Annotated in this window: 7 protein-coding genes; all 7 read left to right on the top strand. The window is 67.0% G+C overall.

All coding sequences use genetic code 11. From position 1 onward, the window contains the following. Nucleotides 1-326 precede the first annotated feature (326 nt). Nucleotides 327-2,126 (top strand): hypothetical protein, encoded by a 1,800-nt coding sequence (locus tag VM324_14555; GenBank protein HVM00511.1) that lies wholly within the window; start codon nt 327-329, stop codon nt 2,124-2,126. A 209-nt stretch (nt 2,127-2,335) separates the two neighbouring features. Next, the gene (locus VM324_14550; GenBank protein HVM00510.1) at nt 2,336-2,617 is read left to right on the top strand and encodes a helix-turn-helix domain-containing protein; all 282 of its coding nucleotides are present in this window, start codon (nt 2,336-2,338) and stop codon (nt 2,615-2,617) included. A 277-nt stretch (nt 2,618-2,894) separates the two neighbouring features. Next, the gene (gene dcm, locus VM324_14545) at nt 2,895-4,145 is read left to right on the top strand and encodes a DNA (cytosine-5-)-methyltransferase (protein ID HVM00509.1); all 1,251 of its coding nucleotides are present in this window, start codon (nt 2,895-2,897) and stop codon (nt 4,143-4,145) included. Further along, nucleotides 4,142-4,996 (top strand): hypothetical protein, encoded by an 855-nt coding sequence (locus VM324_14540; protein HVM00508.1) that lies wholly within the window; start codon nt 4,142-4,144, stop codon nt 4,994-4,996. The genes dcm and VM324_14540 overlap by 4 nt, the downstream gene beginning before the upstream one ends. A 147-nt stretch (nt 4,997-5,143) precedes the next feature. Then, nucleotides 5,144-7,558 (top strand): hypothetical protein, encoded by a 2,415-nt coding sequence (locus tag VM324_14535; protein ID HVM00507.1) that lies wholly within the window; start codon nt 5,144-5,146, stop codon nt 7,556-7,558. After that, a complete protein-coding gene (locus VM324_14530; GenBank protein ID HVM00506.1) occupies nt 7,548-8,483 on the top strand; it encodes a hypothetical protein in 936 nt (311 codons plus the stop codon). The genes VM324_14535 and VM324_14530 overlap by 11 nt, the downstream gene beginning before the upstream one ends. Then, nucleotides 8,480-14,050 carry a DEAD/DEAH box helicase gene (locus tag VM324_14525; protein HVM00505.1) on the top strand — a complete coding sequence of 1,857 codons (5,571 nt, stop codon included), beginning with the start codon at nt 8,480-8,482 and terminating at the stop codon, nt 14,048-14,050. Before VM324_14530 ends, VM324_14525 begins: the two co-directional genes overlap by 4 nt. The last annotated feature ends 2 nt before the right edge of the window (nt 14,051-14,052 follow it).

Genomic DNA, 14,052 nt, shown 5'->3' with positions numbered 1-14,052 from the left:
ACCCCAGCACAACCAGTCCCGACGCGGAGGCGACCGGAAGCCCCCCGCCCTCCGAGACAGACGCGCACTCAGAGCCAGAGCCACACGACGCGGAGCCGGAGTCAGCCCCCGCGGACCACGCCGAGTCGCCGGGTGCACCCGATGGCCCGGCCCCAGCGCCACCCAGGGACGGCTGGATCGCGGCGATCGAAGGCCGCGACCCTCCCGATGACGTCGCTGGCGACACCGCCGCGGGCCGTGATGGCCGGCCGGCCGGGATCGAAGGTGCTGCGGACCTCGACGAGGCTGCGCCCGATGCCGAGGACGAGGCTCGGACGACGCTCGGCGTGCCCGTCGGGCTCGCGGCTGGTGTGGCCGCGAGCAGCATCCTGGCAGCCGGGGTGCTCGCCACCCTCCGGTGGCGCCGGCGCACCCTGCTCCAGCAACGCGCCCCGGGCATGCGGCTGCCGACCCCGCTGCCGGAGGCCGACGCCGAGGTCGCCAAGCTCGACGCCGCGGCAGCCTCCGAGGAGACGCTGGACGACCTCGCGTCACTGCTGGCCAGCATCCCGCTCAACGTCCATCCGGTGCTGGTCAAGGCCAGCGACGACGGGCAGGTCACGCTGCTGTTCGACGAGCAGGGCGCGGTGCCCGACCCACCGACCCCGTGGACGCTGGCCGACGACGGCACCGACGGGCCGGTCGGCTGGCAGGCACGACTCGGCGACGCCGGCCCCGAGAGGTCCTTCGGTCTCCCGCTGCTGGTCACGCTCGGCCGCCTGGGGACGTCCACTGTGCTGGCCAACGTCGGCGCGATGGGCACGCTGACCGTCGACGGCCCGCCGTCAGAGGTGCGCCGGCGGCTGCGCGCCATGAGCCTGGATCTCGCGACCTCCCGGATCTCCTTCCCGGTCGAGGTCACCATCGCCGGGGATGAGCGGCTCGCGTCGCTGGACCGTGTCCGACTGATCGACGACCCAGCCGCCGAGGTCGAGATGGCCGTCGCCGAGGTCGGGGAGGTCGTCATCGACGACCGCATCCCGCGGCTGCTGGTCTGCCATCATGGCAGCGTCCCACCGGAGGTCCCCGGTGAGCTGATCGGGATGGTCGGCGTCGTGGCCGCCGGAGCGGTGTCCGCCGGCGGCTGGATGCTCGACCTCGACGACGACCACACCGGCCGCCTGCGGCTGCCCGACGGCGGCATCGTCCAGCTCGCCCTGCCCGACATCGACCCCGACCTCCTCGACGACGAGCTGGCGCGCCTCGACGAGCCCGGGAGCGTGGAGCCGACCAACCTGGAGCCGGACGAGCCTCCGGACGAGACCGCCCCGGCTGGTGTGGACCCGAGCAGCAACGGCCACGCTGCGCATCCTGCTGCGCCGAGCACCCAGGCGGCGTGGTGCGAGGTACGGCTGCTGGGGCCGATCCAGGTTGTTCGCGACGGCGTACGCGTGGAAGGGCTCACCCCCGGGACGCTGGAGATCCTCATCTACCTCGCCACCCACCCCGACGGCGTCACCAAGGAACGGCTCGACGACGTCATCTGGGCCGGCCACGCCGCCCGCCCAGGCACCCAGCGGGTCACCTCCGCGCTCACCAAACTCCGCAAGGTCCTCGGCGACGGCCCCGACGGGCAGCCGCTCGTCCCCCGCCGCAGCGGCGACGAGCCCATCGTGCTCTCCGACCATCTCGGCACCGACCTCGACCGGGCCTTCGCGCACCTCGCCGTCGCCCGCGACCTGCCCGCCAAGCTGCGCACCCGGGAGCTGACCGCCGCGCTCGAGCTCGTTCGCGGCGAGCCGCTGGAAGGCCGCGCGTACTCGTGGGCCACCGACATCTGCCAGCGGGCGATCGTCCAACTGCAGGACGCCGCTCTGGACCTGTCCCGGGCCTGCCGCGAGGCCGGGGACCTCGACGCCGCCGACAGGGCGATCGAGCAGGGGCTGAAGCTGCTGGACCCCAACGGCTGGCTGTACCTCGAACGCGCTCAACTGGAACGCCTCCGAGGACGCCCCGAGCAGCCGCCACGGATCTTCGAGCACTACCGCCGCAAACTCGCCGATGACGCCGACGAGATCGCCGGCACCGTCGCCACCCCACCACCCGAGATCGAACTCGCCTTCCGCGAGTTGATGGTCCGCGCCTGAACCTTCGGCGCACCACCCTGAACGCTCGGCGGCGCGGGCGTGTCGTAATCCCGGCGACGGCGCGCGCGCCCCGCTCGCCCGTCGTTCGTGCCGGCGCGTCGCGGCGCCTCAGGCGGGTTGTCCCCAGCTGCCGCTCCCGGACGTCACAAGCGCGGCCTCCGCAGGAGCAACTCCCTGTGCGTCAACCGAGTTGACGAGGGAGCCCGATCATGACAACCAACTTGACACAGCTGCGGGCGCACGAGCGCCGCGAGACCCTCTGGCAGATCGCGGTGCTCGACATCCTCCGCCTCCTCGTCCGCTCTGGGACCGATCACCTCGACGCCGCCGCCACCTGGTCGGCCGTCGCCGCCGAAGCCTCACGCCGCGCCGCCAAGCACGCCGCCTACGCCATCGCCGAAGGCGACTCCTACGCCGAGGTGGCCCGAGCGCTCGGCATCTCCCGCCAGGCAGCCGCCAAGCGGTACAGCAAGGGACTTGACACCGTCTGAGGTACCGGGTCCACTCGCGCCGCAGTTGTACCTGAGCCCCATTTGGAGCCCTACCGTTGAGCCAAGCCGGAGAGCGGAAGATCCACATTCGCGTCGCAGGCGAACTCCACCGCCTGCTCCGGATCCGCTGCGCCGACCTCGACGTAACCATCCAGGACTACGTCGTCCGCCTCCTTGAGCAGAATCTCCGAAGCGTCTCGCCACCCCTCGCTGGGAGGACGACTGGCGGCCCAAGAAGGCGCAACCAAGGCAAGGTCGACAGGAAAACGGGGGCGGCATGAGCCTTACAGGCGCCGCTCCCTTACGATGGCCCGCGGTAGCCCCAGAGCCCAAGCACACCGCGGTAGAGCTGTGCTGCGGTATGGGCGGCATCGGAATCGGCCTCGCCGCTGCCGGTTACCAAGTGCTCAAGGCCTACGACTCTTGGCCCGACGCGGTCGCCATCTACAATCACAACGCTCGAGAGCCGGTCGCGAGTACGTGCGACATCCTTTCCACTGAGGGTCGAGCTGCCATCTCGAGAGTTCGCCTACGTCTTGGCGAAGTTGATCTCTTTGCAGCCGGCCCGCCATGCAAGGGCTTCAGCCAGATCCGCAACGGCCACCATGACGCGCCGAACAAGCACAACCAGGTTCTGTTGGCGATGCCAGAGTACGTCGCCATCTTCCGCCCGAGGCTCGTGCTGATCGAAAACGTGCCGGACCTCGCGCGCCATCGCGGGGGTGAGACCTTGCGCAACCTGCTCGGAGCCCTAGAGCGACCGGGGCCGCGCGGGCTTCGGTACCGCGTCGAGTACGGGGGGTACGATGCCGCGCTGTTTGGGACGCCCCAGGCGCGTCGGCGCATCCTGATCCTCGCCGTCCGCATCGGGTCGGGCGAGGAGCGGCTACCAGACCAGTCTCCGGATCTTGCTCCCCTCTACGCGGCGCTCCGGCACGGGGCTGAAGTCCCGGACCGGATGAGGTTCTACGCGGATCGTCTGGCCGATCCAAGCGACCTCTCGATGACCTCGACGCACCAGGCGCTGTCCGACCTTCCACTTTTGGGCGCCGGCGAGCCCGAAGTCCTTAGGGCCTACGCCTCGGCGCCGCTCAACAGTTATCAGCGGGCAATGCGGACCGCTTCACGAGACGTTCTTACCAACACACGCACGCCAGCGGTCCGCGACGAGACCGTCCATCGCTTACAGTTGATCCCGCCGGGAGGGTGTGCTCGGGACCTGCCGGCGGACAAGCTGAACGGCCTGTCTCGTCGCTTCGACTCGGCATACAGGCGACTGCACCCCGACGCTCCATCGACCGCGCTCTCGACGAAGTACGACTGCGTCTACCACTACCAAGAGCACCGCTCGTTGTCGGTCCGCGAGTACGCGCGCCTGCAGGGTATTCCCGATCACGTCTCCTTCCCGGACGAACTGGCTTGCCGCCGGCACGCGTACGAGATGATCGGAAACTCCGTGCCACCGTTTCTGGTGTACGGGATCCTGGCGCAGTTGGGCACGCCGGGGCAGCGCAGGAAGGCCCGATGACCGCGGGATTCCGGTTCGCTCCCGGGGGCCGGCAGAGGCTGCGCCTGGTCGATGACCTCCTCGATGCCGCGTACGGGGCACCGGAGGCGGTGTTGGGTAACCAGGCGAATGCTCTCGACGAGGCCGTCTACATCATCCTGAGCTTCCAAACCGACCTGCCGCGTTTCCGGAAGACCTGGCAAAGCCTGCGCTCGGCGTTCCCTCGATGGGAGGACGCCGAAGGAGCATCGGTCGACGACATCGCGGCCGTGTTGCGCGCGGGGGGTCTTCACCGGCAGAAGGCTAGGTCGATCAAGGATCTCCTCGCAGCTGTACGCGATGGGTTCGGAAAGCTGTCGCTCGATGCCCTTCACGAACTGGGCGACGCTGAGGCGGAGCGCGTCCTCACACGGCTGCCCGGGCTCTCGTGGAAGGGGGCCCGCTGCGTGCTCCTCTACAGCCTTCGGCGCGAGGTATTCCCAGTGGACGGGAACACCTTCAGGATTCTCTGGCGGGCGGGTGTGATACCGCGATCGGCTGTCTACCGCCGCCGGTCTCTGCACGACACGCTGCAAGCGGCGGTCCCCGCGGACCGCAGGCGGCCCTACCATGTCAATCTGGTCGTGCATGGCCAACTGGTGTGTCTGCCCGCAACTCCGCGCTGCGGAATCTGCCCTGCAGTAGATGCCTGCCAGAGGCGCGGCTTGGCACCGCTGGACGGGCCTCGAGGCGATTCGCCCCCCGAGCACGCGGTGAGGGGGCCGGCGTCCGACCTGGGTGGTCCTTCTGCTGGGCAGCACGCGGAACGGCCGTCCACCGGTTCCCCTGGCTCAGCGCCGCCCGAAATCCGGCAGGTTGCAGGTAGGGGCTGATCTCGTATGCGCCTGGTCCTGCGAGCCATCGTCTCCGTACTTCGTTCGTGGTTGAGTTCCGTGCGCGGACAGCACGCCGCGGAGCGGCCTGAACGAAGGGTTGGCAGCGAGCAGGATGGGGGCGGTTCGCGGGGGACCGACTCGGGCGTGGAGACCGCCGAGACCCAAACCACCGCTGATGTACCTCCCACCGAGAACATGGGCCGGGCCGGACCGCCAGCGAAAGACGCCAGCGTCCCGAGAGCATCCGATAACGAGAGTCGGGAAGAAGTCCCGGCGACCAGCGCTCAGGACTCCGCGACCAGTATCGAGTCGAGCGAGCTGGCGGTTGACGGGCGAGGCGAACAGCATGGGGTTGATGTAGGCAGCGAACAGGTCGCGAGGGGGCCAGCCCCCGCGGATGCAGCGAGGAGGCACGGCGGAGCAGCACGCGCCGCAGAAGTCCGTGAACGCCCCGAGCCGGACAGATCGGGCGCAGGAACCCTGGGCGCCGTGGCATCCGGCACTACGGACGACGAGCAGTCGCACATCGCCGCCAACGCGGAGTCGCACGCCCCTGGAGAACCCACCGGCGAAGGCCAGGGAGGGTACCGAGCCCTGGCGGACCAAGTAGCGGACGGCCCCGGCAAGCAGATCGCCGATGCGGCGGCAAGCATCGAGGTCGAGGACGTGCCTACCGGCGAGGCACATGACGAGACCGGGACCACTGGACAGGCTGACGACGCGTCCGACGCCGCCCAGCGTGCACGTCCTGCTGGAGTGAAGGCTGGTACAAGTTTCGAGGCCGAACTTCAGCAGGCTGATGAGGAAGAAGCCGGCGACGTAGCTGAGACTGGGATCCCTGTTGGACATGTCGAGGAGACGCCAGAGAGCGACGATCCGATTGATAACGTCGACAGGCTGCCCGATGCGACGGGGAACGAGGAGATAGCGGTATCGGGCGGCGAGGCTAGACGCGAAGTCGACTCCGAAGTCGGCTCGCATGTCGCGAATGGCGCGGAGACTGCCGCTACAGAAGAGCCGGGTCTGCCTGCAACCGATGAGGCGAGAAGGGAAATCATCGCAGAGGAGCGGATCTCGGCGGAGCCCGCTCGTCGAGCTACACCAGACACGGATGGCTTGAGTGAAGAACCCGAGGTCGATGGCGGGTTCGCACAGCTTCCCACGGGAGAGGCGCAGCGGCGCACGACGCAGTACCGCCCCCCAACGGGAGGACCGCCACGGGGGCGACCGCCCACGGAAGCCCGGTCCAGATCGGAGGGCCCCCGCAAGGTAGCAAATCGTGGCTGGGTTGCGGACGTCGACGTACGCGTCATCTTCCAGCGCGGTGGGTACTGCAGCGTCTCGTTGTTGCCGAAGCGGTTGCCTGGGCTCCCCGAGGAACTTACCGTCTCCGGCGCGGCGGGCGACGTGGAGTTCCAGGCGTTGCAGGATGAGTGGTATCAGGACGTTATTCCGGACGACCTCGGCGACCTCCTTCGCACTGGGTTTGTCTGGCGGCACGGGGACACGGGCCAGGAGTGGCTGCTGTCAGGCCGCCAGGTGTTTGTGCTCGCTCATGGAACAACGCACCGCGGTTACGTCTCCTGTCCACGGCTGGCCCTCGGTCGCGATCACGTTGTTCTTTGTACAGCGACACACCTCGGCGTGGTCGAGGGTGCGCTCCGCGCGGCTGGGTGTGCCGGCTGGACTCAGTTGGGACAGCAGGATGGTGCTCCGTCTGGGTGGCTGGTCCTCCGGGGCGTCGTACCGCATAACCCAATTCCGCCGAGCGGCGATTCCGACATTCTCAACGTTCTGCGGCCCCTCCCTGAGATCGAGATAGCGCTCGAAGGGGGAATCCGCCTCGCCTACAACTCATGGCTGCTCGGCTACCCGCCGGCCATCCGCATCTATGGAAATCTAGAGCACACGGCGTCGGTGCTGATCGACGGCCAGGAGGCTACGGAATCCAAACAGGGAGGTCTCAGCGCCCAGGGATGGGACGCTGAGGGGGACCACCACATCTGGTGTAGCGGGTTGAATAGGACCTACTCGCTGGTGCGCTCTGAAGCCCAATGGACCTATTGGCCAGCCCATTCATTCAAGCTGCGCGGCGGCGAGAACCAGGAGTTCGAGTTCTGTGGGCCGCTCGTGCGTCCTGTGGTGATGAATGCTCAGCCGGCTTACCGGCAAGCCGTCCAGGTTCCGCCGACCAATCCCGTGCTCCTCGGAGCGAGTCCGGGCCACGTCTTCCTTCTGCACCGACGGCCGGAGCTGCGAGGAGCGGTGTGCCTTGGACTGGCTCCGTTCGATCCCGTCTGGGCCTTACCCGCCCAACCCCTGCAATGCGAGAAGCGCACGAGCAGAATCCTTCTCGTCGGAGAGCCAGTGGCGCCTCCTCGAGTTGTGAACCGAAGGTCCGCCAGGGGCGGCCGTGACATCGAGATGTGGTGTCGATTCGTCCTCGACGCTAACCGCAAGGGCTTGGCGGTTGAGCCTGCATCTCCAGAGACGAACGACCTCTGGCGGGAGTACAAGCGGGTCGCGCGGAACCTTTGGAGGCGTCGAGGTGAGCCTTGAACACCTTCTGCTCTGGCTCTCAGCGAAGGGACAAGGCTCCTGGTCACAGTTCCGCGGGGCTGTTGAGGAGTTGGGCGTCGAGCAGGACTACGAGCAGTCTAATGCAGGTGACGGCCAGGACGGGCCTGCCCTGGCCAGCTCAGACTTGCCGGTCTACCAGCGCGCCCGCTTCGCCCTGCAGCGCCTCAGTCACGTCGAGTTCTTCTCGACCACGGCAGGCCACGACTGGCGCGTTGTCCCGCCTGCGGTCGCGATGCTTCCGAGCAACCCATACGGGGGCCTTCTCTGCGGAGCTCGGTCCCCGGAGCTCATGCAAAGACTGGATCGCTGCGCCGATCTCGACGTCGTCGCGGTGGATGTGCCGGGCATGCCCCAGCGGATCGTGCTTCGCGGGGCCGCCGAGGCGCTCTCCGCGGAGTGGCTGGGCATCCTCGTCCAGGCAGATGCAGCGACTGCCATCCTGTCCGCAGTACCCGACGTGCGCGATCCGGCCACCTGGTTCAGGATGGCAATTCCAGAGACCCCCGGTTGGGCGGTCCACCGCTTCTCGTCCTCGCGACTTGGATGGGTTGAGTGCACGACCACTGACGCGATGCGCGAGCGAACCGGGCTCTTCCGGTTCGTCATGAAGCATCAACGCTTCTACTACCTGCGCTGGCACGGGTGCTCCTACCGCGTCCCAGTCCAGGTCGGCAAGTACGCGGTCATGCGGAAGAGGCGCGGCCTCCTGGCCTACGATGCGGCCACCGAGACGCTGTCCGTCCCCGCGATCTGCAGGCCACCACTTCTCATCGAGCGGGCACTGGTTCTCTGCTCTGGCTATCTCCCCGACTTCGATCCACGGTCAGGCCGCCTGGGGTACCGCAGCGTTCCCTCAGAAGTAGCGCGTCTCGCCGCCCAACTACTCCGGCAGCAGGTGCAATGAGCAATCCGATCCGCTTCTTCGAGAACCTGCGGGACATGTACCTGCGGTACCTCGACAGCCCGTTCGACATCCGCTACGGCGACCTCACCGCGGAGCGGCGGCAGCTTCTCGACCAAGACGGCCGGATTTACCGGTACCCGCTGATCGAGCCCGTGCCCGCGTACCGGTCGTCGAATCAGTCGTTCGGGCAGGCGGCCCAAGCCCTCCTGGGAACGAGCTGGCAGCAGGCGGAGATCACCGAGGCTGCCGATTTCGTATCTCAAGGCCTCTTCCCCCCCAACCTCACGCTGTACCAGCACCAGAGGGACGTGTTCGAACAGGTCGTCGTCAACGGCATGGACACCGTGGTGACTACGGGGACGGGCTCTGGAAAGACGGAGTGCTTCCTGCTGCCCGTAGTGGCTAACATCGTGCGTGAATCCGCGGCGTGGCCAGCGCCGGGCCAGCGGCCGCCCCAGTGGGACTGGTGGAACCATTTCACGATGCAGGGCACACGGCGGCGGTGGGCTCGTCGCGTTTCTCAACGGGGTCATGAGGGCCGAACAGCTGCAGTTCGAGCCCTCATCCTGTACCCCCTCAACGCGCTGGTCGAAGACCAGCTCGCCCGCCTGCGGGAAGCCCTCGATAGTCCCGGCGCCCGCTCCTGGCTGCAGGCTCACCGGCACGGGAACCAGATCTACTTCGGCCGGTACACCGGTCGCACTCCGGTGTCAGGCGAACGCACCTCGTCCAACACCGGGCGCCTTCGTGACGAGATGCGAAGCATTCACCAGGACGCGCAGGCCGTTGCCGGGAGCGCGGCCCAGCGCTTCTTCCAGAGCATGGATGGCGCGGAGATGTGGTCCCGGTGGGACATGCAGGACGCACCACCCGACATTCTCATCACGAACTACTCGATGCTCAACATCATGCTTATGCGTGCGATCGAAACGAGCATCTTCGATCAGACGCGCGCCTGGCTGGAGGAGTCGCCAGAGCGAGTCTTCCATCTCGTAGTCGACGAGCTTCACACGTATAGGGGCACGCCGGGGACCGAGGTCGCATACCTGTTGCGTGTTCTCCTCGACCGACTCGGCCTTGCTCCGGATTCTGATCAACTCAGGATCATTTCTTCGAGTGCTTCGCTCGAGAGCGGCACCTCGGGGCTCCAGTATCTTGAGCAGTTCTTCGGGCGGGATAGGAATCGATTCCGGGTCATCGGCGGCTCAACGTACGTAGTCCCGCCGAGTCCCGGCGCGCGGGCGACTCTTGCTCCACACGCCCCGGCGTTTGAGACCTTCGGGCAGAGCGTAGCCACCACAGGCCCAGCAGGGCTGCCTCAATCGACAAGCGCCCTGCTCGCGGCCATCGGAGCACCTGTGCAACCCGCTGGGGCAACGCCGCAAGCAGGGCTCAACGCTGCCCTTATTCACGTCGGTGCACCTGATGCCCTCCGGCTTGCATCCACGGTCAACCAACAGATCGTGCCGCGGCCACCTCAGGATCTCGCGCCGGTTCTATTCCCTGGTGCCCCGGCGCAGCAGGCGGCTGATGCAGTCGACGGCCTGTTTACCGCGCTGTCCCATGCGCGCAACGCATCCGATCAGGCGCCGCTTCCGATGCGCGTGCACCTCATGCTGCGCAACCTCCAGGGCCTTTGGATCTGCACCTCTCCCGCATGCAGCCAGTCCCCCGCTCGCTCCAACCCCTGCCCAGCAGGTGCCCTGCATTACGTCCCCACGCTGACGTGCCAGTGCGGCTCACGCGTCCTCGAGCTCCTCTACTGCGAGCCTTGCGGTGAGGTCTTCTTCGGGGGCTATCGTCGCGGTACAGGGAACCCGAATGAGTGGTATCTGAGCCCTGACCGACCGAACCTTGAGGCCGCGCCGGATCTTTCGTCGTTCGACCGGGACTACGATCGCTACGCCGTCTTCTGGCCTGCCTCGGGTAACCAGGCTCCTGGTACTCCTCAGTGGATCCAGGATGGAATCCCCCGGCGCTGGCGGCAGGCAAGCTTCGACCCGGCGGACGGGAGCGTAGGGCTCGGTTTCAAGGCCGGGAACATCGCAGGCTACCTCTACTATGTGCCCGCCGTTCATGGCGCGAACCCACCGGATCCGCCCGCAGGACGTGAAGGCTACCCTTCCATCTGCCCGAGGTGCGATGCCGACTGGCGCGGCCGCGATGTCCTCACGTCCCCGATCCGTACTCAGAGAACGGGCTTTCAGAAAATTGCGCAGGTGCTGTCTGACACGCTTCTCAGGGACCTGGCTCAGCCCCCGCTCTCCAGCGATCGGAAGCTCGTGGTGTTCTCTGACAGCCGGCAGGATGCGGCGAAGCTGTCCGCGGGGATGCGCTTCTCCCACTACCGTGATGCGCTCCGCCAAGCCTTGGTGGCTTCCATCGCCCAGCAAGGAGTCGGCCCGCAAACCTTCGCAGCGCAGTGCCAAGGGCAGCAACTGTCACCACAAGACCAGGCTGCCGCGGCAGCTTTCGCGAGCGCCCACCCGGCCGACGCGACGGTGCTAGCGATGGGACTCAACCCGACAACGGCAGCGATCCCGTGCGCCACGTATCCCGGCCTGTCAAACCAGCAGGCGGCACAGCAGATCATTCAAAGGGCCACCTCGGGCCCCTTCCGGCTGACCCAGATCGCTGCTGACGTCGCAGAGCGAATGCTCGCTGAGGGAATGAACCCGGCCGGCTACACCCAGGCAGTCATGTGGACCGACCCACAGAATCGCCGGGGCAGTTGGAGGGACTTGCATCTTTGGCCATCCGGTGCTGCACCGACACCCAAGCCGCCAGGCCACCTGACGCAGCCGCAGCAGGTTCACCTGACCCGGCTGCAGGACGGGGCCCTCGTGGAGCTGATGGACATCATCTTCGCATCTGGGCGCAGGAGCATCGAGTCCCTCCTGCTGGCGCTGCCAACAGTCGATCGCCTCGCGACTCCCGCGCCCGCCCAGTTGGTCCAAGAAGGCGCCGACGGTGCGATCTTCCTCTTCGGGGCGCGCAAGCGTCTCTCGACGCATTCCTGCACGTCTCTGAACTCGGCACCGGGTTATGTCGCGGCATACCTCACGACGATCGCGCAGCGGGCCGGGCTGAATGCAATCAACTACATGAGCGACGTCTTCGACTTCCTCACGGCGGCGGGCGTTCTCGACACCGCTCACTTCTACCTGAACGTTCCCTCAATTTGCCTGGCGGGTCCTGCCTCCACCTACTTCGAGTGCACTCAATGCCGGCGCACGCACATCAACCCCTCCGGCGGCGTGTGCGCTGACTGCTTGGCTCAGTTGGGTCCGGCGCAGGCGACTGCAGGTGCCCAGCTGTCACCGGACTACTACTCCTATCTGGCGACTTTGGCAGGGGGCCTCTTCCGATTGAACTGCGAGGAACTCACGGGCCAAACGAACAAGTCGGATGCACGGCGCCGGCAGCGGCTGTTCCAGGACATCTGCTTGCCTGCACCGCAAGAGAATCCCCTGGCCGACCCAGTGGACCTCTTGAGCGTCACCACGACCATGGAGGCGGGCGTCGACATCGGCACGCTCGTCGCGGTGATGATGGCGAACATGCCGCCCATGCGCTTCAACTACCAGCAGCGAGTTGGTCGAGCCGGCCGCCGAGGTTCGGGCATGTCGGTGGCGCTGACCCTTTGCCGGGGCCGTAGTCACGATGACTACTACTTCCAGCGCCCCCAGCGCATCACGTCGGATCCGCCTCCGCAGCCGTACGTGGACATGCGACGCGAGAGCATCATCAAGCGGGTCTTAACAAAGGAAATGCTGCGGCAGGGATTCGCGGCGCTGAACCTGTTCGCGGGCGGTGGTGGGGAGAGCGTGCATGGTGAGTTCGGCGCTGCTTCGGCATGGACCCAGCCGCCGCCGCAGCCTCCGCCGGGCAGTCCTCCCGGAGCGACGACCGCGCAACTTGTCTCGGCCTGGCTCCAGCAGAACGCGGTCGAGGTCGGCAGGGTCACGGACGTCCTGCTGTCCTACAGCGACCCCGTGCTCCAGGCACAGCGCCAGGCACTGATCAACTACTGCACGCAGCAGCTGGCGCAGGACGTCACGGCGGTCTCAACTGATCCGCGCTACCCGCAGGCTGCCCTCAGCGAGCGGCTCGCGAACGCCGGCGTCCTACCGATGTTCGGCTTTCCCACCCGGACGCGATACCTGTTCCATGACCGCCCGACGCGCGCGTATCCCTGGCCACCAGATGATGTGGTCGATCGAGAACTGGATATCGCGATCAGCCAGTTCGCGCCCGGCTCGGAAACCGTGAAGGACGGGCTGATCCACACCGCGGTGGGCGTTGTGGACTACCGACCGCAGGGCAATCAGCCCGCGGAGGCTGCCGATCCGCTGGGTCCACCACTTGATGTCGGCGTCTGCTCGGCTTGCCAAGCCGTCGATGGCACTCAACCCCCGCCTGCGAACTGCTCCGTCTGTGGGGCGACGCCGCAGCAGGACCCCGGGTACAGGATCACCAGCCTCTCGCAACCGGCTGGATTCCGAACCTGGTACGGCCGGAGCCGCGACTTCGACGGCACGTTCGAGTGGACCCCGCGCGCTTCGCGACCGAAGATGGGCGTGACGCCGCTGCCCGTGACGCAGCAGGCGAACTTCGAGGTGTGGGCAGACCAGGAGACGGTCTACGTCATCAACGACAACGACGGCCACCTGTTCGACTTTGAGAAGCTCGCGCAGGGTGAAACGTGGGTGACGCGACTGTCGCTGGCGAACATCGGAGTGAACAACCCGCCGATTGATCCCGGCGCCGGCGTAGATCAGCGAGCCTTGGGTTCGGTCAAGACGACGGACGTGATGGTCCTCGGAATTTCCAATTGGCCGGCGGGAGTTCGGAGGTCCCCCGCCGGCGATGACGGCCTCGCTACCCGCGCTGCGCTGTACTCGTTCGGCTTCTTGGCTCGGCGAGCCGCGGCTGACCGCCTCGACGTGCACGAGCGCGAGATCAACGTCGGCCTGCGGGTCCTTCGGGACGCGGGTGGCGACATCATCGGGCAGATCTTTCTCTCCGACAGTTTGGAAAATGGGGCTGGGTACGCCTCGCTGCTGGGCGATCCCCCCGAGACCGAGGCCCTGCTCCACTACATGGTGGGGCAAGGAAGCCCCGCCTTCCACGGCTTCCTCGTGGGCCAACAGCACGCAGGGCCTGGGCCAAATGCTTGCACGACATCCTGTCCTGACTGTCTTCGAGACTTCAGCAACCTGCCGTATCACAGTATTCTCGACTGGCGGCTCGGGCTTGATCTCGCTCGGCTGGCGCTGGACCCCACGGCTTCGATCGACTTCACTGTTCCGTACTGGCAAGGCCTAGATGTCGCGGCGGCAGCCCCCTATTTCGCGGCGATGCCGGGCTGGCAGCAGGTCACGTTCGGCGGGTTGCAGGCAGGCCGCCGAGCTAACCAAGCCGAGATAATCACGCATCCCTTGTGGGACTCCAACCCCATCAGCTTCGGACCGCAGCTCGCCGCCGCCTATGCGCAGGCCGTGGCAGCTGGGTGCCAGCAGGTGCAGTTCAAGTCGGTGTTCGAGGTGCTGCGGAGGCCATTCTGATC

Source organism: Egibacteraceae bacterium (genome assembly GCA_035540635.1).
Lineage (GTDB): Bacteria > Actinomycetota > Nitriliruptoria > Euzebyales > Egibacteraceae > DATLGH01.
Note: the sequence above shows the minus strand (reverse complement) of the source record. Positions and strands in the feature narration are given on the sequence as shown.

Excerpts from the sequence above, each read along its gene's own strand:
- VM324_14550 (HVM00510.1), top strand. The coding sequence starts at position 2,336 with ATGACAACCAACTTGACACAGCTGCGGGCGCACGAGCGCCGCGAGACC.
- dcm (HVM00509.1), top strand. The coding sequence starts at position 2,895 with ATGAGCCTTACAGGCGCCGCTCCCTTACGATGGCCCGCGGTAGCCCCA.
- VM324_14540 (HVM00508.1), top strand. The coding sequence starts at position 4,142 with ATGACCGCGGGATTCCGGTTCGCTCCCGGGGGCCGGCAGAGGCTGCGC.
- VM324_14525 (HVM00505.1), top strand. The coding sequence starts at position 8,480 with ATGAGCAATCCGATCCGCTTCTTCGAGAACCTGCGGGACATGTACCTG.